We start from the raw sequence: 21,736 nt of genomic DNA, 5'->3' as shown, positions 1-21,736 counted from the left end.
GACGGCCAGTACCGTCCCGCACAGACGCCAGTCAGCGTCCGGACGAGCGCGCGTGATCCAGTCGCCGTTGGCGGGGAAGCACGTTCAACAGCACCGGCAGCCATGCGGCCAGCGGTTGCGGCTTGATCTCGAGCGCTGCGTAGCCATCCGACTTGCCCACCGAATCGGTGCGCAGCGAATGGAAGTTGTCCAGAGAGAAGGGCTTGCCCGGCAGCAACTGGGCCACCTGTGCCTGCAGGCGGCCGAGGCTGTCAGGCAGCGGGAGGATGGGTGTGCGCACGCCCATGGTGTCGCGGATCAGCTGCACGATCTCGCCCAGCGTGAACACATCGGGGCCGTACAGCTCGAAGCCGCGATCGATGCCGAGCTTGTCGTCGCCGATGCAACGCGCCATCGCTTCGACCACATCGCCGACCCAGGTCGGCGCCATCCGCGACGAAGCGCGCGCCAGCGGCAGTGCCGGCATTTGCTGCAGCAGGCCGGCGAAACGCTGCACCATGCCGCCGTCCGCGCCGAACATCACGCTGGGTTGGTAGATGGTCCAGTCCAGCGAGGAATTGCGCACCGCCGCTTCCGCTTTGCCCTTGGTCTTGAGGTATTGCGACAGGCCCTGGCCCGCTTTCAGCGCGCTCATGTGATGCAGGCGCGCCACGTTCGCCGCCTGGCAGGCGCCGAGCACGCGCTGGGTCAGTTCCACATGCGCATGGTGAAAGGTCTGATTGCCGAAGGCGTTGAGGATGCCGACCAGGTTGATCACCGCGTCCGCGCCTTCGAACTGGCGGCGCAGCGCGTTGGCGTCATACACGTCCACGCTGTGGATACGCACGCCGGGCAGCACACCCAGTGCGCGCCGCTGCTCGCGATTGCGCGAGAGCAGCAGGATGCGATGGCCGTCTTTGGCCAGTCGCGGCAACAGGTGCGATCCGACGAAACCGCTGCCGCCGAGCACGACCAATTGTTTGGCTTTCAATGTCACTGGCTGATTCCGCCTCAATGTGTGCCGCTGCTGCTCGCTGCAGCGGGGGGTGCCATGCTGCTGGCGGGCGCAGCCGAACCGGCTTCTGCGGGTGCGGGTGGTGCCACCGCCGGACAGGTCACCAGCTTACGCTCACTGCGGCTGTCCGGCAGGGTGTAGGTCTGGCCAATGGGCGTGAGTCGCTGCGACAGCGTCACGGCATTGCCGTGCTGGCGCCAGTCGTAGATCACCGCGAAGGACATCACGCGCGCCACGTACTCGCGCGTTTCCTTGTACGGGATGGTGGCGACGAACAGGTCCGGCGGCAGTGAGCCGCGCGCCTGCAGCCACTGGTCCACCTTGCCCGGACCGGCGTTGTAGGCCGCGCTGGCCAGCCACGGCGCACCGTTGAAGCGGGCCGCCATCTGCGCGAGATAGCGCGTACCCAGGATGATGTTGATCACGGGATCGTAGAGCGAGTCGCCGCCGGTCCAGGTGACGCCGTTGCGCTTGGCCACCAGTACCGCCGTCGACGGAAGAAGCTGCATCAGGCCGCGTGCATCGGCGCCTGAGCGCGCATCGGCCATCCAGGCGCTTTCCGCGCGAAGAATGGCGTACGCCCACGACGGATCGATGCCAGCCTGCTCCGCCTGCGGCACCAGCCCGTCCTGGCTGGCCAGCGGGAAGCGCTGCTCGTAGTAGCGCAGCGCATCGCCGGTGTTGAAGGTGAAGACCGCGCGGTCGTACCAGCCCCGGCGATAGGCCAGATCCACCGCGAGCTTCAGTGTTTCCGCATCGGCGCCGTCGAGCGCCTGGGTCCATTCGCGCCGGGCCTGCTTCGGCAGGCCTACGGCATAGAGTTCGAACGAGCGCAGCAGGCCCTGGTTGGCGAGCAGGGCGCGCTCGCGTTGCGGGTTGCCTTTGAGCTCGATCGGACAGATGCCATACGGCGCGTTGATGCGATCGGCGGCGAGGAAACCGAAGAAGGTGGGCTCGGCCGCCAGGCTGGTGAGCGTGCGCTGCGCCTCGGCCTCGCGGTGGGTGGCGGCCAATGCGCGGGCGCGGAACCAGCGCCATTCGCCATCCTGCTGCTGCGTGGCCGGCATCGCATCGATGGCCGCGAGCACGGCGGTCCAGTCCTGCTGGGCGAGTGCGGCGCGCACGCGCCATTCGCGGCTGGTATCCGTCTGCGCCGAGGCCGGCAGGGCGATCAGACGCGACAGCGCGTCGGCGTCGTAGTCGGTGGCATGGAACAGTGCGAGCGCATACATCACCCGATTGCGCTGCTCGGGCGTGAAGGCGAAGCGGTCCTGCAGTTTCTGCCAGGCAATGTCGGCCGTGACCGATTGGCGACGCGCAAGACGCTCCAGCGCCAGCGTGGCAGCCTGCCGGTTGCGCGGCGAATCGGGCCATTGATTGGCGGCCACCACGGCAGCACCAGGATCGCTCAGGGCCGAAGCGATGCGCTGTGCGGATTGCGCCTGTTCGGCCGGCAGCCAACCCGCGATCGCGTTGATGGTGCCCGGCTGCACGGCATCGGCGGCGCGGTCGATGCGATCCCACAGGCGCGCTTCGGTGAGCAGCCCTTGATCGTGCGCTGCGCTCAATACCGGATCGCAGGCGCTGGGCAGCTTGGATTTGCTCCACAGCGCGGAGAGATCGCGATCGAAATCGAGCTGCGCACCCTTGCTCAACTGCGCCTGCAGTGCGTTGCAGGCCAGCGCATCGCCGAGACCCGGCTGATACATGGCGAGAAAATTGTCCCAGTCCTGCCGGCGTGCGAGTTCGGTGAGGAAGTCGCGACGCAAGTCGCTGGCGGGGATGAGGGCGGGATAACGCTTGAGATAATCCTCGACCTGCGGACGCTGGATCTGGCGGATGTCGTGGGTGAGCGAGGCCGCTTCCAGATACGGATAGAGCGGATAGTCCTGCAGACCGCTGGCCGCCGAGCGCCAGCCGTCGCCGCCCTGCTGGGCCGCGGCGTAGGCTTGCTTGAATGCGGTGCGTTGCGCTTCGCTGGGCTCGGCGGCGGAAGCCGCGCCGATCAGCCACAGGGCGGCCGCCAGGGTGAGCAGGCGGCGGGCGACTCGCCGCGGTGCTGCGTGCAGGGACATGACTACTCCTTGTGCCAAGACTCGCGCGATGACGATCGCAGTTCCGCCGGGGGCGGCGCGCAGCGCGTGACACGCAAGCATGGCCACCCCCCGCTGAGCGTGACGTGAAACCCGGGGGCGGTTCTGGACGGACATGGCGAAGTCCTGGCGCCTGTTAGAATCCGCCACCCACGAGGCGCCGCGTCCGGCGCATACCAGGAAGTGCATGTCGCCCCCGTCCTCGCCGTCCTCCCGTGTTGCACCGCTGGCATGGCTGATCCTCGTGGTGGCCGTGGTGGCCGGCGCGCTCTGGTGGTGGCAGATCGGACGTCCGGTGGCGCTGCCCGACGCACCGTCGGCGCGCATTGCGTGCGTGTCCTATGCGCCGTTCCGCAAACCGGGCGAAACGCCGCTCGATCCGCAAGCGTTCGTCAGTCCCGAGCGCATCGACGCCGATTTGAAGGCCTTGTCCGAACGCTTCGATTGCGTGCGCACCTATTCGCAGGGTTTCGGCTTGAACGCCGTGCCGGAAATCGCCCAGAAATACGGCATGAAGGTGCTGATGGGCATCTGGCTCGGCCGTGACCTGAAGCTCAACGAGCGCGAAGTGACGATGGGCATCGCCACCGCCAAGGCGCATCCTGAGGTGATCCGCGGTGTGATCGTGGGCAACGAGGTGCTGTTGCGCGGCGAGCAGTCGCCCATGGCGCTGGCGGGCTACATCAAGCAGGTGCGCGATGCGATTCACGACACGCACGTGCCGGTGACCTATGCCGACGTGTGGGAATTCTGGCTGCGCTATCCGCAGATGGCCGACTCGGTCGACTACCTCACCATCCACATCCTGCCGTACTGGGAAGACGAACCGGTGCCGCCGCAGGATGCGATCCGTCACGTGGCCGACGTCTATGCACAGATGAAAGCGCGCTTCGCCGGCCGTGAGGTGATGATCGGCGAAACCGGCTGGCCGAGCGAAGGTCGTCCGCGCCGGCAGGCCAGCGCGAGCCTGGTCAACGAGGCTCGTTATCTGCGCGAATTCCTGGTCTACGCCGGCAGCGTGGACATGCCGTACAACGTGATCGAAGCCTTCGACCAGCCGTGGAAACGCGATCAGGAAGGCACGGTCGGCGGCTACTGGGGCATCTTCGACGTGGATGCGCGGCCCAAATTCGGCATGCAGGGTCCGGTGGTCGAAGAACCGAACTGGATCGTCGGCTGGTACGCGGGCGCGGCCGGCGCTGCGCTGTTTTTGCTGGCCGGCCTCTGGCGTCGTGAGCTGGGCAATGCACGCAGTCGCATCGCGCTCGTGCTCGCGGGTTTTGCTGCAGCCATGTCCATCGCGTGGCAGGGTCGACGCATGATCTATGACTGCCGCAACGCGATGGAGTGGGTGTTCACCGGCCTGCTCTGCGTATTGTCGTTGCTCACCGCGATTTATCTGGCCCGGCGCATCGCCGCTCGGCTGGCAGGCACCGCACCGATCCAGCTGCCGGATCGGCGCTGGCGTTTTGGATGGATGTTTGGCCTGGCCTTCTACGGTCTGTTGCTGGTGTTCGACGGGCGCTACCGCGATTTCCCGCTGGGCCTGTTCTGGCCGCCCGCCGTGGGCTTCTTCATCGTCGCGCTGATGGAATCGGCAGGCCATTGCGTGGTGCCGATCATCGAAGAGCGCTTTATGGCCTGCCTGCTGCCCCTGCTGGCCGCCGTCGTGGTGGCGCAGGAGATCGGGCTCAATCCGACCACCTGGCTATGGCTGGCTCTGAATCTGGCCAGTGCCGGTGCGGTGATGATCGAATGGCGTCGAGCCGGACGACTGCAGACGCACCAGCCGCAAGCAGCCCACCAATAGCGCCAGCGCGCCGGGCGCAAAGCAATACAACACGACGGCGACCATGCCGGTCGCCGCGGAAAACCATGCTGTCGCCGGCTTCTTCCAGAACAGCGCCAGCACGGCGGCGAGCAAGGCCACCCAACCGTAAATGCCCATCTGATAGCTGTAGCTGGCGCTGAGCCTCAAGGGCGCCAGCACGAAGCCCATCACGGTGGCGTGCCGCATATCGCAGGTGAACGAGCGGCCGTTCTCGCACAGGTGCGCGACGTCGGGCGATTCCACCAGGCCATAGCGCAGCGCATAGGCGCACACGCCGATCACGATCAGCGTCAACCAGGGCAGGGAAAGGCGTAAAACTCGATTCATCGGCGCATCCGGTGCGGGTGTGGAGCGATATGGCTGGGCAGGCGAATCTCGGCCGCTATCGGTAAATGGTCGGAGAACGCCTGCGGCAACGCCCATACCTTGTCGAGCTGGATTTTCTCGGAGGTGAGAATGTGATCCAGCGCCCGACGCGGCTTCCAGCTGGGAAAGGTGGGCGTCGATTGATCCGGCGGCACCAGGCTGGACTTGGCGAACAGATGTTTCATTTCCGGACTGCGCACTTCGGTGTTGAGATCGCCCATCAGCACCGCGTGCGGAAAGTCCTGCAACACCTCTGCGATGAAGCCCAACTGCCTCGCACGCGCAGGTGCGCTGAGCGAGAGGTGGGCGATCATCACCGCCAACGCCTCGTCGCCTTCGCCGAAACGGGCCAGCAACGCGCCACGGCCGGGGATGCGGCTGGGCAGCGGATAGTCGAGCACGCTGCTCGGTTCCAGACGGCTGATCAGGCCATTGGAGGAGTGCGCCAGCCGCGCCATCGGGCGATTCGGCTGATGACTCCAGAACGGCATGCCCGCTGCTTCGGCGAGATAGCGCGTCTGGTTGAGGAAGCCCGAACGCAGGCTGCCGGCGTCGGCTTCCTGCAGGCCGATCACGTCGAATTGCGGCAACACTTCGGCGAGCCGGTCGAGGTTGTCGAGCTTGCTGCGGCCGGGCAGCACGGCGTTGATGCTGCGGGTGACGTATTCGCGGTACCGCTGCACGCTGGCGCCCGCCAGGATATTGCAGCTCAGCAGACGCAAACGGCGTTCAGGGGCTCGGGCGGGAGTCGGGTCGGCGCGATTCATCGGGCGGGGAGAGTAGTCGCAAAAGGGTGATCGCCGCCATCTCGGCGGCGATCAGACTGAAGTCAGACCCTCAGGATGCCCGGTCGGTTGTGAACGCGGGGCAAGTTCCCCGCGGCCACGATGGGGCTTATTTGGCGCCAGCCAGCTCGCGCTTGGCCAGCCACTGGGTGACGGCGGACAGTTCGGCCAGGGTCTTCACGTTGGCAGAGCGGTACTTGCCGTCGACCACGATGGTCGGGGTGCCGTCGACCTGCCATTGCTTCACCAGCTCCGAATCCTTGCGGATCTGCTGGGTCACTTCGTCGGAGCTGGCGATGCGCATGAACTCATCACGCTTCACGCCGTGCATGGCGTAGAAATCGGCCAGCTCATCCAGGTTGGAGATCGGATAGTGCTCGTCGAACTTGGCGTGAAACAGTTCCAGGTGGGTCTGATCCAGCACGCCCAGTTTCTTGGCGGCGTAGTAGGCGCGGGCAAACGGCAGCCACTCGTCGCTGAAGACGGCCGGCAACAGCTTGAACGTCACACCGGCGGGCAGCTGCTTGCGCATCTGCTCGGCGATGGGCGCGAAATGCGCGCAATGGATGCAGCCATAGGAAAACACCTCGACCACTTCGACCTTGCCCTCATTGCTGAGGCGATGGGCCGGTGCCGGCAGCGACACGTACTCGGCGCCGTCGGTGTACGGCGCGACGTCGCTGGAGCCGGTGGCGGTGCACGCGGTGGCCAGCAGCAGGCCGGCGATCAGGCTGAGCGCGCGCAGCGGAGCAAAACGCTTGAACATTGAGGAGATCTCTTCGAAGGGCGTGATGGTGGTCGAGAGTGAATCCGCCCGCTGCGCGGGCTGTAAAGGGTAAATGGTAAAGGGAAAAAGAAAGGGCTTGCAGCTCACAGCTAGCCGCTCTTCCCATTAACCCTTTACAGCCCGCGCAGCGGGCGACTTGACTCTTTACCTCTACTTGCCCGCCGCTTCCTTGGACACCAGCCACTTGGCGAGTTCCACTGCCTGGTCGTAACCGCCGGCCGAACGCGCGGTGAAACGGTACTTGCCGTCGACCACCAGCGTCGGCGTCTCTTCCACGCCGTAGGCCTTGAGCATTTCGTCGGCGCGCTTGACCTTGGTGTTGATGGCGAAGGAGTTGGCCACCGCCGCGAATTCCTTCGGATCGGCGCCGAACTTCGCATACACCTTGGCAGCGTCGTCGATGGTGGGCAGTGCCGAGGCGGGCTTCAGGCCCGCGCCCTGCATTGCGCTGAGTTCCTGCGACTTCCACACGGCGTCGTACATCGCGTCGTTGGCCTGATCAGCCACGCCGAGCGCCTGCGCGGTGAGGAACGCGCGCTGCAGCATCGGCCAGTTTTCCTGCGGCATGAACGAGGCCGGCAGATACGCCACGACGGCGTTGGACGGCAGTTCCTGCACCAGCTTGTTCATGGTCGGATGGAACTGGTTGCACGCCGGGCAGCCGTACGAAAACACTTCGGTCACTTCGATCTTGTCGGTGTTGCTGACCTTGGCCTGCGCCGGCTCGATGCGGAAGTAGTGCTTGCCTTCCACCCACTTGCCGTCGTCGACGAACGGCGTGGCCGGTGCGGCAGGAGCGGCCGGTGCTGCCTGTGCGGTGGTGCTGGCGGCCGCCGGCGCTGCGGTGCTGGCTGCTGCCGGCGCGGTGGTGGCTGCGGGTGCCGGCGGCGTGGCCGGTGCCGTGGCGGCAGGAGCCGGCGTGGGCTGCGGCGCCTGGCTGGCGTTGTCGTTGTTGTTGCTGCACGCGGCGAGCGCGAGCAGGGCGATACACAGGAACGACAGACGCTTCAGCATGGTGATCCTCGAATACATTGCTTGGCTTGGAACGGACACGCCGGCCAACGGCCGGCGTGTCTTAGGCGTTTACTTGGCGGCGGAAGGGCCTGCGCCTTCGGCGGCGTGCAGGCCTTCGACGTAGCTGGCGACCGCGGCGATGTCCTTTTCGTCCAGCTTCTTGGCGATGCCCGGCATGATCTGCGCGTGGGCGTCGTCACCCCACACCGTGCCGTCGTGCCAGGCCTTCAGGGTGGCTTCGATGTACTGCGCATGCTGACTGGTCAGCTGCGGATACCGCGCGCCCGGATTGCCGCGGCCATCGATGCTGTGGCACGCCATGCAGGCCGGCACACCCTTGCTGGTGTCGCCCTGGCGATAGAGCTGCTCGCCGCGCTCCACCAGGGCCTGGTCGGCCACGCCCGGAAGCGATGTCTTGCTGGCGAAATAGGCGCCGATGTCATGCATGTCCTGTTCGGACAGCGGCGAGGCCATGCCGAGCATGATCGGGTTCTGGCGCTTGCCCGACTTGAAGCTCTCCAGCGAGTGGACGATGTACGCCTCGCTCTGGCCGGCAAGCTTGGGGTACTGCGGGTCGGTGGAATTGCCATCCACACCGTGACAGGCGCCGCAGGCGGCAGCCTTGCCCTGGCCGGCGGTGGCGTCGCCCGGCTTCACGGCCGCGGTGGCCTCGCCCGGCTTGGCCGCCGCTTCAGCAGCGGCAGGTGCCGCAGCGGGCGCAGCCGCCGTCGCCGCGGGGGCGGGATTCTTCGCTTCCTGTGCCAGGATTGCTCCGGAAGACAGCGCAAACACGAGGACTACGGCATAACGAACAACAGCGGGCCGAAAACCTGCAGGCCGAAAACTCATACACTTGTCTCCCGAAAAACTGCTATGGCTGCACGGTCCGCGCTGGCCAGCACGTCCGCAACTGGCAGAAACTACCGGATTATCTCTGCGCCACCTTAGCCGGTCAAACCATGCCAAATCCATTGCAAGGCGCCCAGTTCGTACTGGCTGCCCACCGAATTTCACAGCTTCCGGCCGATACCGGCGCGGAGGTGGCGTTTGCTGGCCGCTCCAATGCCGGCAAGTCGAGCGCGCTCAATACCTTGACCGCGCATCGCGGCCTGGCGCGCACCTCCAAGACGCCCGGACGAACGCAGCAAATGGTGGCCTTTTCGCTGCCCACGCTGATCCAGGAGGAAGGCCAGGCGGCCCAGCCGGCGCGGCTCATCGACCTGCCGGGCTATGGCTACGCCAAGGTGCCCGAGGCGTTGCGCGAGCACTGGAAGCAGGAAATCGATGCCTATCTGCATCACCGCCGCAGCCTGCGCGGAGTCGTGCTGATCACCGATATTCGCCATCCGCTCAAGGACTTCGACCGGATGATGCTGGAGTTCTGCTTCGCCACCCACCTGCCTTGCCACGTCTTGCTGACCAAGGCGGACAAATTGTCGCGGAGCCAGGCGGCCCAGTCGCTGGCGGCCTTGCGCAAGGAATTGACGGCCAGCGAAACGCAGGCCACGGCGCAGATTTTTTCCTCGCAGACGCCCACCGGCGTGGAGGAAGCGCGCGACATGGTGATGACGTTGCTCAATACGCCGCGGCAGTAAGCGCCGGTTCGAGTCCCGTTCTTTTCGCTCGTCATTCCGGCGCAGGCCGGAATCCAGTGGCCTCAGGGGAAGGCTGTCGCCCGATCATGGCCTGCGTTGGGTGCAGCGCGAAGACCCTATGCATCGCTACTGGATTCCGGCGTGCGCCGGAATGACGGTGGGGAGCGTGGATCTTTCGACCAGCTCAATCCTTATCCACGGCCGCCATGAAAATCGCGCACAGCGCTTCCATGCCGGCGCGGTCTTCCTCGTCGAAGCGGGCGATGGACGGGCTGTCCACGTCCCACACGCCAAACAGGCTGCCGTCGGCGCGCACCAGCGGCACCACGATTTCCGATTGCGACGCCGCATCGCAGGCGATGTGGCCGTCGAACGCATTCACGTCGCGCACCACCTGCGTCTCGCGCGTCTGCGCGGCCGTGCCGCACACGCCGCGGCCCAGCGCGATGCGGATGCACGCCGGCTTGCCCTGGAACGGACCCACCACCAGCTCGGTACCGTCGTACAGATAGAAGCCGGACCAGTTGAAATCGGGCAGGCTGTGATAGACCAGTGCGGCGAAGTTGGCCGCGTTGGCGATCACATTGGGCTCGCCTTCCAGCAGCCCGCGAGCCTGGTTGCACAGGTCTTCGTAGTGTTCGCGCTTGCTGGCGTAGGCCTGCGTCTTCACTTCATACATGGGATCGAATCCTCTCGAGTCCGCTGCTCGCCCGAGGGCGGCGAGCGGGCGACCGCAAAGGCCGTATTATGCGCCTGCGACGTGTCATCGGCACGGCAGCGCCGGGCACCACCATCAGGGGATCGCTCATGTCGACATTCTTCATTGCAGGCACCGATACCGGTGTCGGTAAAACCCATGCCACCTGCACGCTGTTGCACTTGCTGCGGGGGCGCGGCAATCAGGTCTGCGGCATGAAACCCGTGGCCAGCGGCTGCATGGAAACGCCCCAGGGCCTGCGCAACGACGATGCGCTCGCGCTGCAGGCCGCCAGCAGCTCGCCGATGCCGTACGAATGGATCAATCCGGTGGCGCTGCGCGAACCGCTGTCGCCCCATCTGGCGGCGGCGCACGAGGGCGTGGAGATTCGCCTAGCCCCGCTTTACGAAGCGTTCGAGCGACTGCGCGGCATGCACGACGACGTGCTGGTGGAAGGCGTCGGCGGCTGGCTGGTGCCGTTGTCGCGCAGCCTGCTCGCTTCGGATATCGCGCGGCAATGGCAGCTGCCGGTGATCCTGGTGGTGGGCCTGCGGCTGGGCTGCATCAACCACGCGCTGCTGTCCGCCCGCGCCATCGCCACCGACGGTTGCCGTCTGGTGGGCTGGATCGGCAACCGCATCGATCCGGCCATGGATGCAGTGGAGGAGAACATCGAAACCCTGCGCCACCAGCTGCCTGCGCCGTGCCTGGGCATTCTTCCGCACGGTGTGCCGCCGCAGGATGCCGCGGCTCACCTGGATCTCACCCTGGTCTTGGAATGACGTTCACATGGCGCATGTTTGGATACGTGCGTCGACACCGCAGGAGGCACCATGGCCATTCGCAGCCACTACTACCTTTCCGTCGCCGACCTGGCCCGTGCCCGTGGGCCGGTGCCCACCCTGAGCTATGACGGTGCCGGTCCGAACGACCTGGCTGCTGCGGTGCAGAACGCCATGCGCAGCCCCGATCTGTTCGAACGCTGGCGCGCCATGCAGGACGAGCCGGACGACGTCGATCCGTCGCTGGGCGCGGTCGATCCGCAGGCCACGGCCAGCGCGCGGGTCAGCGATCTGCACACGGACATGGACCTGATCACCGATCTGCCCATGCGGATCGTGCGGCACCGTCTCAACCTGCTGATCGGCAACAGCTGGCAGCTGCGCGACATGCGCCAGGCCTGAGCGAGACCGGCGCGCCGGGTAGCCGCCGATGCTGCGCTTGCGCAACGGCGGCCCACCCCTGGAAATGACCTCCGGTACTTCCAGCCCTTGGCACTCGTGTCGGGCTGTGGTTAGTCTCAGCGTCCGTTTGTCTCGTTTCCATGGGGAACCTCGATGCTTCGTCTCCGCACGCTTGTCATAGCCACGTCCATTGCGCTCGCCGCCTGCTCGCAGCAGTCGAACGAGCAGGCCGCCCAGCCCGCACCCGCGCCCGCCAGCACCGCGCCGGCCAAGGCTTCCACGGCCGCCGCACCGGCCGAGGTCAGCGCCGTCAATCCGTTCCTCGAACCCAGCACGCTGCCGTTCCAGGCGCCGCCGTTCGACAAGATCAAGGATGGCGACTACCAGCCGGCCTTCGAGGAAGGCATGAAGCAGCACCTGGCGGAGATCGAGAAGATCGCCGACAACCCGGAGGCGCCGACCTTCGAGAACACCTTCATCCCGATGGAGAAGTCCGGCCAGTTGATGCAGCGCGTGATGCAGGCGTTCAACGCCGTCAGCGGTGCCAACACCAACGACACCCTGCAGAAGGTGCAGGAAGACGAAGCGCCCAAGCTCGCCGAGCACCAGGACGCGATCGTGATGAACGACAAGCTGTTCAAGCGCATCCAGACCGTCTACGACCAGCGCGATTCGCTCAAGCTCGATCCCGAATCCAAGCGCCTGGTCGAAGTGACCTACAAGAACTTCGTGCACGGCGGCGCCAAGCTGTCCGATGCCGACAAGGCCAAGCTCAAGGACCTCAACAAAGAGGAATCGAGCTTGAGCACGCAGTTCGTCAACAAGCTGCTGGCCGCGACCAAGGACGGCGCCTTCGTCACCGACGACAAGACCAAGCTCGACGGCCTGTCCGACAGCGACCTACAGGCCGCGGTGGAAGCCGCCAAGGCCCGCAAGCTCGACGGCAAGTGGGTGCTGCCGCTGCAGAACACCACCCAGCAGCCGGTGCTCGAGAGCCTCAACGATCGCGCCACGCGCGAAGCGATCTTCAAGAATTCCTGGGGCCGCGCCGAGAAGGGCGACGCCAACGATACGCGCGACATGATCGCCCGCATCGCGCAGATCCGCGCCGAACAGGCCAAGCTGCTGGGTTACCCGAACTACGCCGCGTGGAAGCTGGAAGACCAGATGGCCAAGACGCCGGAAGCGGCGATCGGCTTCATGGACAAGCTGGCCCCGGCCGCCACCGCGCGCGCCGAGCAGGAAGCCAAGGACATCCAGGCGGTGATCGACCAGCAGAAGGGCGGCTTCAAGGTCGAGGCATGGGACTGGGAGCACTACTCCGAGCAGGTGCGCAAGGCCAAGTACGATCTGGACGAATCGCAGATCAAGCCGTACTTCGAGATCGACAACGTGCTGCAGAACGGCGTGTTCTATGCCGCCAACCAGCTCTACGGCCTGACCTTCAAGGAACGCAAGGACATCCCCGTCTGGCAGCCGGACGTGCGCGTGTTCGAAGTGTTCGACAAGGACGGCACCTCGATGGCGCTGTTCTATTGCGATTACTTCAAGCGCGACAACAAGAACGGCGGCGCCTGGATGAGCAACCTGGTCGACCAGTCCAAGCTGATGGGCACCAAGCCGGTGGTGTTCAACGTCGCCAACTTCACCAAGCCCGCCCCGGGCCAGCCGGCGCTGCTGTCGTCGGACGACGTGATCACCATGTTCCACGAGTTCGGCCATGCGCTGCACGGCATGTTCGCCAACACGCAGTACCCGAGCCTGTCGGGCGCCAACACCGCGCGCGACTTCGTGGAATTCCCGTCGCAGTTCAACGAGCACTGGGCCACCGATCCGAAGATCTTCGCCAACTACGCGAAGAACTATAAGACCGGCGAACCGATGCCGGCCGAGCTGGTCGAGAAGATCAAGAAGGCCAAGACCTTCAACAAGGGCTACGACATGACCGAACTGGTCGGCGCCGCGCTGCTCGACATGAGCTGGCACAGCCTCGGCCCGGATGCGCCCAAGCAGGATCCGGACAAGTTCGAGATGGACGCGCTGACCAAGGCCAAAATCAACCTCAGCTACGTGCCGCCGCGCTACCGTTCCAGCTACTTCCAGCACATCTTCGGCGGCGGCTATGCAGCCGGCTACTACGCCTACCTGTGGACCGAAATGCTGGCCGACGATGCCTTCCAGGGCTTCGTCGACAAGGGTGGCCTGAGCCGCGAGAACGGCGACCGCTTCCGCGCGATGATCCTCTCGCAGGGCAACACGCAGGACCTGGCCACCATGTACAAGAACTGGCGCGGCAAGGACCCGAGCATCGAGCCGATGCTGCTCAACCGTGGTCTGAAGGAAGCGCCGCAGAAGAAGTAAGGCCGCAAGGCTTGTTGCGACGAAGAGGGCCGGCTCTGCCGGCCCTTTTTTTTGTGCCGCACGCGCCATGGCATCGGGCTAACCGTGCAAGAATCGGTGGCGTACGAAACAGGTGGCCCGACGGCCTCTTTCGGCATCGTCGCTTGCGAGGTTCCTGCATGGTTGCGCAAGGTTCGTCCGGTCGTCGTCCGCAACGCCTGCTGTGGGGCGTATGTATCGGATTGGTTACGCTGGTTGCGCTTGGCGCCCTAGCGGTGCAGGTCAGCCCCTGGCCGTCGGCCATGCTGATCCGCCTGGTGTTCGATCATGGGGGCGCCCGGGCCAATGCCGCCCTGGCGAGCCAAGTGCCGCCGGGGATCCACAGCGAGTCCGGCGTGCGCTACGACCCGGCCGATCTCGACGCGCTGATGGACATCCATCGGCCTCTGTCGATGCATGGCAAGGCCTTGCCGGTGATCGTGTGGATTCATGGCGGCGGCTTTGTGGCGGGCAGCCGCGGCGACGTGGCCAACTACGCGCGCATGCTGGCCGCCGATGGCTATGCGGTGGTCACCGTGGACTATTCGCTGGCGCCGGAACATCGTTATCCGTTGCCAGTGCATCAGCTCAATCGCGCGCTGACGTTTCTTGCGGACAACGCGGAACGACTGCAGCTGGACATGTCCCGGCTGGTGCTCGGCGGCGATTCGGCCGGGGCGCAGCTGGCCGCGCAGCTGGCGCTGATCGCGACATCGACCGAGTACGCGCAGGCGATGGCGATGTCTTCCGGCGTCTCGTCCGCGCACCTGCGTGGCGTGGTGTTGTTCTGTGGTCCGCTCGACGGAGGGTCCATGACCTCGTCGCCGTCATGGTTCGGCCGCACGGTGGTGTGGTCGTACTTCGGTTCGACCTCGCCACCACCCCAGCACGATACGTTTTCCATCGTGCCGCGCGTGACGAGGCATTTTCCTCCCACCTTCATTTCCGTTGGCAACGGCGATCCGCTGGCGCCGCAATCGATGGCATTGGCGGAGGCGTTGCAGGGCGAGGGGGTTCCGGTCGATGCCTTGTTCTACCCGGCGCCGCATCGACCCAAGCTTGGCCACGAATACCAGTTCGATTTCGCCTTGCCGGAAGCGCGTGAAGCGTTCGCACGCACGCGCGCCTTCCTGCGCGAACGTCTCGCCGCCACGGGGCTGTGACGGCGAGAACGTCGCCGGTCAGCCGCCCGAGGGGTGAGGCGCATCCAGCCACGGCGCCAGCGACACCGACCAGATGTTTTCGCTGCCGTTGTCCCACTGCATGCGCGCGATGTCGTCCTGGGCCTGCTGCGGTGTGCGTGGGTAATGCACCGGCAGCGAGCGCGTGCTGCTGAAGTAGAGCGTGCGATGGTCCGGACTCAGGTGTGCGCCCCAGGGGCCTTTCACGTTGATGTCCTTGCCCAGGTCGATCGGCTTGCCCCAGCCATCGCCTTCGCGGAACGCGATATAGAGACGGTCCGGATCGTCCTTGCTGCTGAAGTTGGCATCGAACACGATGAAGGACTCGTCGGGCGCCACGGCAGGATCGAGCTTGTGCGCGGAGGCATCGCCCAGCGCCACCGCTACCGGCGGTTGGTAAGCACCGTTGCGGTATTGCGAGCGGAACAGGCGGAAGTCGTCATCCTCGGCCGGACGCTGGAAATACACGCTGCCGTCGGTCACCACGGCGGGCGCATAGGTGCGCGAACTGCTGTTCACCGCATCCGGCAGGCGCACCGGCTTTCCCCAGTCATGGCCCTTGCGGTCGACGCGCCACAGATGACCGCCAAAACCCGCGTGCACCGAACCGTCGGCCATCACCGCATCGATCATCTTGCCGCCGTCGACATCGGGGCGGTTCGAGGTAAAGATCAGGAACGACCCGTCCGGCGACATGGCCGGGTCATGATCCAGCCATTGTCCGGAGAACGGCGCCACGGTGGGCGTGCTCCATACCCCATGCACGCGATGCGACACCATGATGGCGGCATTCGGCCAATGCATGCGATCGAAGAACACGGTATCGCCATCGGGCGTGAAGGCTGCGGAATCTTCGTTGGCCGGACCCGAAACGACGCCCGGCGCGAACACCTGCGGCGCATGGGATGCAACGGCATCGGCATACACGCTGGTCGCGATGCCGGTCGCGCAACAGGCTGCGCATAGCACATTCATCACACGCTTCATGCACCGATCCTTCAGTTGGGAATGGGACGAACAGGTTGGGCAGTTCCAAAGCCGCGCCATTCTTGCGCTGGCATTCCGGAGAAAGGACGTGCTTGAAGTCATGCGAGGCTGGCACCATGTCGTTCGTAACGCGTTGCACGGATGGGCTGATGTGCATGGGGCCAGCAGGGAAGGCGGCGCAAACTCAGCTGAAAAAGGGATGTTCATGCGCCTCCTGCTACGCATATCGCTCCTCGCTGTCCTCGGGTTGGGACTGTCGATACAGGCACTGCAAGCCAGCCCCGTCGTCACACGCGGCTGCCTTCCCTTGGAAGGCTTCGACGCCACCAGAAAAGCGCAAGTAGTCGTCTTCGGCGACATGCACGGCACGGTGCAGTCGCCTGCCGTGTTTGGACAGGCAGCCTGCTTGTTCGCCCAGCAACTGGGCGCGCAACGGGGAGTGATCGGCCTGGAATTGCCTGAGTCGTTCAACGCGTACTTCAGCGCCATTGGTGTGGAACCGACAGAAACCGTGTGGTCACGGGCGCGTGTGGACGTGTTCTGGGATGAGTTCAGAGATGGTCGACACAGCGCGGCCATGTTGAACCTCGTTCACCAGCTCATCGAGCTTGCTGCGCAATCGCGAGGTTCGTTGCGCCTGGAGGCGTTGGCGCGCCAGCCCATCGATGTGGACGGCGCGTCACTGCTGATCGAATCGATGAAGTCGTTCGGTGCCACGCGGGCACTTGTGCTCATTGGCAACGCCCATGCACGCATGATTCGCATGCAGGGACAAGATACCGAGCCGTTTGCGCACAATGTGGCGAATGCTGGCTTGAGCTTGCTCTCCTTGAATGCGCAAGCGGGCGGAGGCCAGGTCTGGTGGTGTGCGCCCGAATGCGCCGCGCACCCCTTCTTCGCGACGCCGGAAAAGGGCGGGGTAAAGATCGTGCTTCTCCCCGATGGGGACACGCAGCCCTGGCACGGCTATTACTACGTGCCCCAAATGACACTTTCGCATCCGGTGAAGACCGAAGAGCTGCCCGTACACACGCGTTTGGACATGCCTACGCCGTGAATGGCGGCTACCTGCCGGGTGGGCACGGGACGCGGATGGCCGATGGATCATTCTTCCGGCGTCGACACCGGACACGGCATGACTGAAGGGTGACGCCGCTATCACGCGCCTGCCGTCATAAGCTTTGCGCAGCGGACCGTCGGAGCGGAGCCAGTCCATGCGCAACCTGGATTTCAGTTCGTGGCATGCCTTGTTGTCGACCGTGGTCGGTCTGGGACTGATCACCTTGATCATGGTCGGCGTTCGCCTGCTGGCGATGCACACCGTGCAGAAGCGCCGCGAACGCGAGAACCGCCAGATCAACGAGCGCCTGCGTACCTTGATTGCAGCCTATAAGACCTTGGGTGGCTCATTCACCGGCGATCTCTCGGTGGACCCCACCCATCTGCGCGACCTGCGCCGCGTGGAAGGCGAGTCGCACGAGACCATCGCGCAGCGTTCCGACCGTTCGCGCCGCATGCGCGATGCGGTGGAGGCGGCGCTGTCGGACATCATCCTGCTGGGCACCGAGGAACAAGTGGCCCTGGCGGCACGCGCTGCCACGGAGCTGTCCGAGGGACGGCCCACGCACACGGCGGCGTTGGTGGTGTCGTTGCGCGATTTCATTCGCAAGGTGCTGGATCTGGAAGCGGTGCCGGCCAACCTCGCGATTCCGCAGCAAGGCCCGACACGCATCTCGGCAACGCGGGGCAAGGGCGAAGGCAAAGGCGAGGGCGGCGGCAAGGGTGCCGGCGGTGGCATGGGAGGCATGGGCGCGGGGATGGGAGGGATGGGAAGCCACGCCTCGCTCGATAACGACCAAGACGCCCATCGCTGAGATCGCTCAGTCGTTCTGACGCACATCCCGCGTCGACACCAGGCGCAGGAACGCCTCGTGCTGGTAACGGCTCATGCGCAGCTTCTGCCCGGTATCCATGGTCACCACATGGTGGCCGTTGAACCACGGATGGATGGCCTGCACGCGACGCGTGTTGATGATGGCCGAACGATGCACGCGGGCGAAATGCCGGGGATCGAGCCGCGCCGCCAGCGTGGCCATGGTTTCGCGCATTTCGTGGACGCGATCGGCCAGGTGCAGCAACACCGTATTGCCGCTGGCCTTGATCCACACGATGTCGTCGACGTCCACGAAACTGATCTGCTCGCCGATGCGCACCGGCAGGCGCTGCAGGTAACTCTCGCGTTGGTTCAGCGTGTCGAGCGCCTGCATGATCCTGGCGATCGAGGGGTCGCCCGATCTCTCCCGGGCGGCCAGCCGCTGCTTGACCCGCAGCAGGGTCTCGGCGAAGCGTTCGCGGCTGAAGGGTTTCACCAGGTAGTCCACCGCGTTCGCTTCGAATGCGCGCACGGCGTATTGCTCGTAGGCCGTCACGAACACCGTGGCCGGCATCTGCGCGGCGCCGATGGTGGCGACCACGTCCATGCCGGTGATGGCTGGCATCTGCACATCCAGGAACACCAGGTCCGGCGCTTGCTGGCGAATGGCCAGTACGGCCGACTCGCCGTCGCCGCATTCGTCCAGCAGTTCGATGTCGGCGTCGGCTTTCAGCAGGCGCACGATGGCCCGGCGCGCAATCGGCTCGTCGTCGACCACCAGTGCGGCGATCTTCATGCGATCACCACTTCGGGCGACTCGTCGGGCTCCTCGATTTCCCGGAACGGCAGGCGCAGGCGGCAGATCACGCCCTGCGGCCAGATCATCTCCAGCCGCACCTGCGCTTCGTCGCCATACAGTTCGCGCAAGCGCAGCGCCGTATTCGACAAGCCGATGCCATGGCCTTTCTTCGCCGACGTGTCCGCTTCCAGCGTGCTGTTGCGATTGCGCACGTCGATGCACAGGCTGTCGCCCTCGCGCCGGCATTCGATTTCGACGCAATCGGCGCCCACGCGTTCGCCGATGCCATGGCGGATGGCATTCTCCACGATGGGCTGCAGGATCAGGCTGGGCACGGCGCAGGGCAGCGTGTCCGGGCTCACGTAGATCTGCGTGGTGAGGCGATCCTTGAAGCGCGTGCGCTGGATGCCGAGATACAGATCGAGCAACACCAGCTCGCGTTTCAGGCTGATTTCCTGGCCGTCGTAGTCTTCCAGGAAGGCGCGCAGCAGATCGCTCAGGCGCAGCAGCATGTCTTCGGCCGATAGGGTGTCTTCGTCCAGCAGGGTCGCGATGGCGTGCAGCGTGTTGAACAGGAAGTGCGGCTGCAATTGCGATTTGAGCGCGCGCAGACGCGACTGCGCCAGTTCGGCGGTCAACCGGCTCGCTTCGAGTTCGCGCCGCGATTTCTCTTCATGGAACGCCATCGCCTGCTGGATCGCGAACAGCGCCCAGTAGGTGAGCAGGCCGGTGGCGAAGTGCTGGCCCACGAAGTACCACAGCTGCTGGATGAAGTCGCTGGGTTCGAACAAGGTGGACACCATGGCGCCGATCACCATGGCCAGCATGGTGATGCCAAGACTCAGCGGCAGCTGCTTGCCTAGCCCGCGCAGGCGCAGCGGCGCGCGGATCGGGTAGCGCTCGGCCAGGCGAAATACCCACGGCGCCAGCGCCGCCCAGGTGTACCACTGCACCATGCCCCAGCGGGTGTAATCCCATAGCGACCAGACATGGTGATCGTCGACGATGTCGCGCAGCAACTCCTGGGCGCCAAAGACCGCCGCCACAACGGTCCATAGACCGAGGTAGTGCAGCAGGCCGATGTTCGCGTTACCGAGGCGAACCTTCATCGTGGCATGTCCGAGTGGATCGTCGACCCATCTTAGGCGCCTGATTCGACCGTGAGAAGCAAAGCGCACGGACACTACGATTGGTCATCGCGCTACGACGATTCGTCACGGATGGCTTCCTTGGAAAGGCGCCAAAGGCGTCCGATGGCACCGCTCGCCGCACGTTCGTGTGCGGCCGCGCCCATCCATCCCCGGAGAGCTGCCATGCATGCCAGCCGTGTTACCGCCTTCCTTCTGACCGCATCCGCCATGCTGGTGTCTTTGGCAGCCTGCGCCACGCCGGTAGGAACGACGCGCGAATCGATGCACCCGCTGCGCATCGTCAACGCGACCTTCGACGGGGTGACCTCGCTCGCCATCGCGCCCAGCGGCAGTACGGATTTCCACGTCATAGCGCTGGAACGTCCGCTGCCTGGCGGCCTCGCCTCGGTGATGGTGAACGTGCCGGCGGGCGACTGCCATCGCGACGTGCGCGTGACCTTCCATGGCGAGCGTACGTTGCTTTATCCCAACCTCGATGTATGCCGCAACGATGGCCTGCGCCTGGCTGCAGGCAGCGCGCGTGGCGGGCGCTCGATGCGGCCGCAAGGAAGTCTCGATGCCGCCGGTTCGCCGTAACCGCGTCTAGCTCGTCATTCCGGCCTGCGCCGGATGACGAGCAGGGGCGCGTCGTGCTGCTCGAAACCGATCAATAGGCGAATTCGCGGAACACCGGATCCACGCTGCCGTTCCAGGGGCCGTTGAACAGTTCGAGCTTGCGTTCGGCCGGCGTCTGGTTGGCCTCGACGATCTCGATCATCGGCTCCAGGAAGATGCTTTCGTCGGCGCCGCTCTTGTTGAGGCGGGCGCGACGCTTGAGGCCGTGCGAGGCGATCTTCAGCGTTTCCGCGGCCAGCTCGCGCACGCTGTGCGAACGGAACGGCAGCTTCAGCGCCTGGCGCGGCACGTCGTCGCGCAGCGCGTGGCGTTCTTCGCGGGTGAAGTCCTTGACCAGGTCCCATGCGGCGTCGAGTGCATCGTCGTCATAGAGCAGGCCCACCCACAGCGCAGGCAGTGCGCACAGGCGATTCCACGGGCCGCCATCGGCACCGCGCATTTCCAGGTACTGCTTGAGCCGCACTTCCGGGAAGGCGGTGGTGAGGTGGTCGGCCCAGTCCTTCATGGTGGCGTGCACGCCCGGCACGGCAGGCAGTTCGCCCGCCATGAAACGCTTGAAATCCTGCCCGGAGAGATCGATGTACTGGCCGTTCTGGTAGCTGAAGTACATCGGCACGTCGAGCATGTAGTCGACGTAGCGCTCATAACCGAAGCCGTCCTGGAACACGAAGTCGAGCATGCCGGTGCGGTTGGGGTCGGTGTCTTCCCACACATGCGAACGGTAGGAGAGATAACCGTTCGGACGTCCATCGGTGAACGGCGAATCGGCGAACAGCGCGGTGGCGATGGGCTGCAGCGCCAGGCTGGTGCGGAACTTGCGCACCATGTCCGCTTCGCTGGCGAAATCCAGGTTCACCTGCACGGTGCAGGTGCGCGTCATCATGTCCAGGCCGAGGTTGCCGACCTTGGGCATGTACTCGCGCATGATCTTGTAGCGGCCCTTGGGCATCCACGGCATTTCGTCGCGGCGCCACTTGGGCTGGAAGCCCATGCCGAGGAAGCCGATGCCGAGATCTTCGGCGATCGAACGGACTTCCTTGAGGTGCGAATTGACCTCGCTGCAGGTGTCGTGGATGGTCTCCAGCGGCGCGCCCGAGAGTTCCAACTGGCCGGCCGGCTCCAGCGTGATCGACGCCTTGTCGCGCGACAGCGCCACCGGGTTGTCGCCTTCGCGCGCCACGTCCCAGCCGTAGCGCGTGGCCAGCGTTTCCAGCAGGACGCGGATGCCGCGGTCGCCGTCGAAGGTGGGCGGGCGCAGGGTGTCGGTGAGGAAGCCGAATTTCTCGTGCTCCGTGCCGATGCGCCAGGCATCACGCGGTTTTTCACCGGCGGCCAGATAGTCGGTGAGTTGCTGACGGCTGCCGATGGGCGTGCTCTTGACGGCACTGGGTATGGACACGGGGAA

At 65.3% G+C, this 21,736-nt stretch carries 21 protein-coding genes; 9 read left to right on the top strand and 12 right to left on the bottom strand.

The window, feature by feature from the left end:
- Nucleotides 1–31: 31 nt before the first annotated feature.
- Together ISP20_RS19255 and ISP20_RS19250 are read right to left on the bottom strand one after the other, a co-directional pair.
- Entirely contained in the window at nucleotides 32–970 is a 939-nt protein-coding gene (locus ISP20_RS19255) for a complex I NDUFA9 subunit family protein (RefSeq protein WP_204637811.1), read from the bottom strand.
- Between the two features lie 20 nt (nucleotides 971–990).
- A complete protein-coding gene (locus ISP20_RS19250) occupies nucleotides 991–3,069 on the bottom strand; it encodes a transglycosylase SLT domain-containing protein (RefSeq protein ID WP_204637755.1) in 2,079 nt (692 codons plus the stop codon).
- Between the two features lie 205 nt (nucleotides 3,070–3,274).
- On the opposite strand from ISP20_RS19250, the gene ISP20_RS19245 reads away from it, so the two are divergent.
- Complete coding sequence (locus ISP20_RS19245; RefSeq protein WP_204637754.1) at nucleotides 3,275–4,897, top strand: glycoside hydrolase family 17 protein; 1,623 nt, start codon at nucleotides 3,275–3,277, stop codon at nucleotides 4,895–4,897.
- Here ISP20_RS19245 and ISP20_RS19240 read toward each other — a convergent pair.
- The 5 genes from ISP20_RS19240 to ISP20_RS19220 all read right to left on the bottom strand — a co-directional run bounded on the left by ISP20_RS19240 (nucleotide 4,796) and on the right by ISP20_RS19220 (nucleotide 8,719).
- On the bottom strand, nucleotides 4,796–5,245 hold the full coding sequence (locus ISP20_RS19240; protein ID WP_204637753.1) for a hypothetical protein: 450 nt from the start codon (nucleotides 5,243–5,245) through the stop codon (nucleotides 4,796–4,798). The genes ISP20_RS19245 and ISP20_RS19240 overlap by 102 nt on opposite strands.
- A complete protein-coding gene (locus tag ISP20_RS19235; protein ID WP_204637752.1) occupies nucleotides 5,242–6,051 on the bottom strand; it encodes an endonuclease/exonuclease/phosphatase family protein in 810 nt (269 codons plus the stop codon). Before ISP20_RS19235 ends, ISP20_RS19240 begins: the two co-directional genes overlap by 4 nt.
- A 127-nt stretch (nucleotides 6,052–6,178) precedes the next feature.
- On the bottom strand, nucleotides 6,179–6,835 hold the full coding sequence (locus ISP20_RS19230; protein WP_204637751.1) for a thiol:disulfide interchange protein DsbA/DsbL: 657 nt from the start codon (nucleotides 6,833–6,835) through the stop codon (nucleotides 6,179–6,181).
- 171 nt (nucleotides 6,836–7,006) lie between these two features.
- Nucleotides 7,007–7,870: a thiol:disulfide interchange protein DsbA/DsbL gene (locus ISP20_RS19225; RefSeq protein WP_204637750.1), complete on the bottom strand. Its 864-nt coding sequence runs from the start codon at nucleotides 7,868–7,870 to the stop codon at nucleotides 7,007–7,009.
- Nucleotides 7,871–7,939: 69 nt separating this feature from the next.
- Nucleotides 7,940–8,719 carry a c-type cytochrome gene (locus ISP20_RS19220; RefSeq protein WP_204637749.1) on the bottom strand — a complete coding sequence of 260 codons (780 nt, stop codon included), beginning with the start codon at nucleotides 8,717–8,719 and terminating at the stop codon, nucleotides 7,940–7,942.
- A gap of 110 nt (nucleotides 8,720–8,829) precedes the next feature.
- On the opposite strand from ISP20_RS19220, the gene yihA reads away from it, so the two are divergent.
- Nucleotides 8,830–9,465 (top strand): ribosome biogenesis GTP-binding protein YihA/YsxC, encoded by a 636-nt coding sequence (gene yihA, locus ISP20_RS19215; protein ID WP_204637748.1) that lies wholly within the window; start codon nucleotides 8,830–8,832, stop codon nucleotides 9,463–9,465.
- Between the two features lie 184 nt (nucleotides 9,466–9,649).
- On the opposite strand, the gene ISP20_RS19210 is transcribed toward yihA, so the two are convergent.
- Nucleotides 9,650–10,144 (bottom strand): GAF domain-containing protein, encoded by a 495-nt coding sequence (locus ISP20_RS19210; RefSeq protein WP_204637747.1) that lies wholly within the window; start codon nucleotides 10,142–10,144, stop codon nucleotides 9,650–9,652.
- A gap of 128 nt (nucleotides 10,145–10,272) precedes the next feature.
- On the opposite strand from ISP20_RS19210, the gene bioD reads away from it, so the two are divergent.
- From bioD to ISP20_RS19190, 4 genes are all read left to right on the top strand, one after another.
- Nucleotides 10,273–10,944: a dethiobiotin synthase gene (gene bioD / locus ISP20_RS19205; protein WP_204637746.1), complete on the top strand. Its 672-nt coding sequence runs from the start codon at nucleotides 10,273–10,275 to the stop codon at nucleotides 10,942–10,944.
- A 51-nt stretch (nucleotides 10,945–10,995) separates the two neighbouring features.
- Entirely contained in the window at nucleotides 10,996–11,346 is a 351-nt protein-coding gene (locus tag ISP20_RS19200; RefSeq protein WP_204637745.1) for a hypothetical protein, read from the top strand.
- A 153-nt stretch (nucleotides 11,347–11,499) separates the two neighbouring features.
- On the top strand, nucleotides 11,500–13,707 hold the full coding sequence (dcp, locus tag ISP20_RS19195; RefSeq protein ID WP_204637744.1) for a peptidyl-dipeptidase Dcp: 2,208 nt from the start codon (nucleotides 11,500–11,502) through the stop codon (nucleotides 13,705–13,707).
- Between the two features lie 158 nt (nucleotides 13,708–13,865).
- A complete protein-coding gene (locus ISP20_RS19190) occupies nucleotides 13,866–14,888 on the top strand; it encodes an alpha/beta hydrolase (RefSeq protein ID WP_204637743.1) in 1,023 nt (340 codons plus the stop codon).
- Nucleotides 14,889–14,906: 18 nt separating this feature from the next.
- Here the strand turns inward: ISP20_RS19190 and ISP20_RS19185 are convergent, their stop codons facing one another.
- On the bottom strand, nucleotides 14,907–15,893 hold the full coding sequence (locus ISP20_RS19185; RefSeq protein ID WP_204637742.1) for a TolB-like translocation protein: 987 nt from the start codon (nucleotides 15,891–15,893) through the stop codon (nucleotides 14,907–14,909).
- Between ISP20_RS19185 and ISP20_RS19180 the strand changes: the two genes are divergently transcribed.
- Together ISP20_RS19180 and ISP20_RS19175 are read left to right on the top strand one after the other, a co-directional pair.
- Entirely contained in the window at nucleotides 15,892–16,950 is a 1,059-nt protein-coding gene (locus ISP20_RS19180; RefSeq protein WP_204637741.1) for a hypothetical protein, read from the top strand. The two genes, ISP20_RS19185 and ISP20_RS19180, sit on opposite strands and share 2 nt — an antisense overlap.
- Nucleotides 16,951–17,107: 157 nt before the next feature.
- On the top strand, nucleotides 17,108–17,767 hold the full coding sequence (locus ISP20_RS19175) for a hypothetical protein (RefSeq protein WP_204637740.1): 660 nt from the start codon (nucleotides 17,108–17,110) through the stop codon (nucleotides 17,765–17,767).
- A gap of 6 nt (nucleotides 17,768–17,773) precedes the next feature.
- On the opposite strand, the gene ISP20_RS19170 is transcribed toward ISP20_RS19175, so the two are convergent.
- On the bottom strand, nucleotides 17,774–18,562 hold the full coding sequence (locus ISP20_RS19170; RefSeq protein ID WP_204637739.1) for a LytR/AlgR family response regulator transcription factor: 789 nt from the start codon (nucleotides 18,560–18,562) through the stop codon (nucleotides 17,774–17,776).
- Nucleotides 18,559–19,674, bottom strand: coding sequence for a sensor histidine kinase (locus ISP20_RS19165; RefSeq protein WP_204637738.1), 1,116 nt, complete (start codon nucleotides 19,672–19,674; stop codon nucleotides 18,559–18,561). The genes ISP20_RS19170 and ISP20_RS19165 overlap by 4 nt, the downstream gene beginning before the upstream one ends.
- 204 nt (nucleotides 19,675–19,878) lie before the next feature.
- Between ISP20_RS19165 and ISP20_RS19160 the strand changes: the two genes are divergently transcribed.
- Nucleotides 19,879–20,292 carry a hypothetical protein gene (locus ISP20_RS19160; RefSeq protein WP_204637737.1) on the top strand — a complete coding sequence of 138 codons (414 nt, stop codon included), beginning with the start codon at nucleotides 19,879–19,881 and terminating at the stop codon, nucleotides 20,290–20,292.
- 70 nt (nucleotides 20,293–20,362) lie between these two features.
- On the opposite strand, the gene ISP20_RS19155 is transcribed toward ISP20_RS19160, so the two are convergent.
- A complete protein-coding gene (locus ISP20_RS19155; RefSeq protein WP_204637736.1) occupies nucleotides 20,363–21,730 on the bottom strand; it encodes a glutamate--cysteine ligase in 1,368 nt (455 codons plus the stop codon).
- Between the last annotated feature and the right edge of the window lie 6 nt (nucleotides 21,731–21,736).

Source organism: Dyella kyungheensis (assembly GCF_016905005.1).
In the GTDB taxonomy this organism is placed as follows: domain Bacteria; phylum Pseudomonadota; class Gammaproteobacteria; order Xanthomonadales; family Rhodanobacteraceae; genus Dyella; species Dyella kyungheensis.
This window is presented reverse-complemented; position numbering and strand designations above follow the sequence as displayed.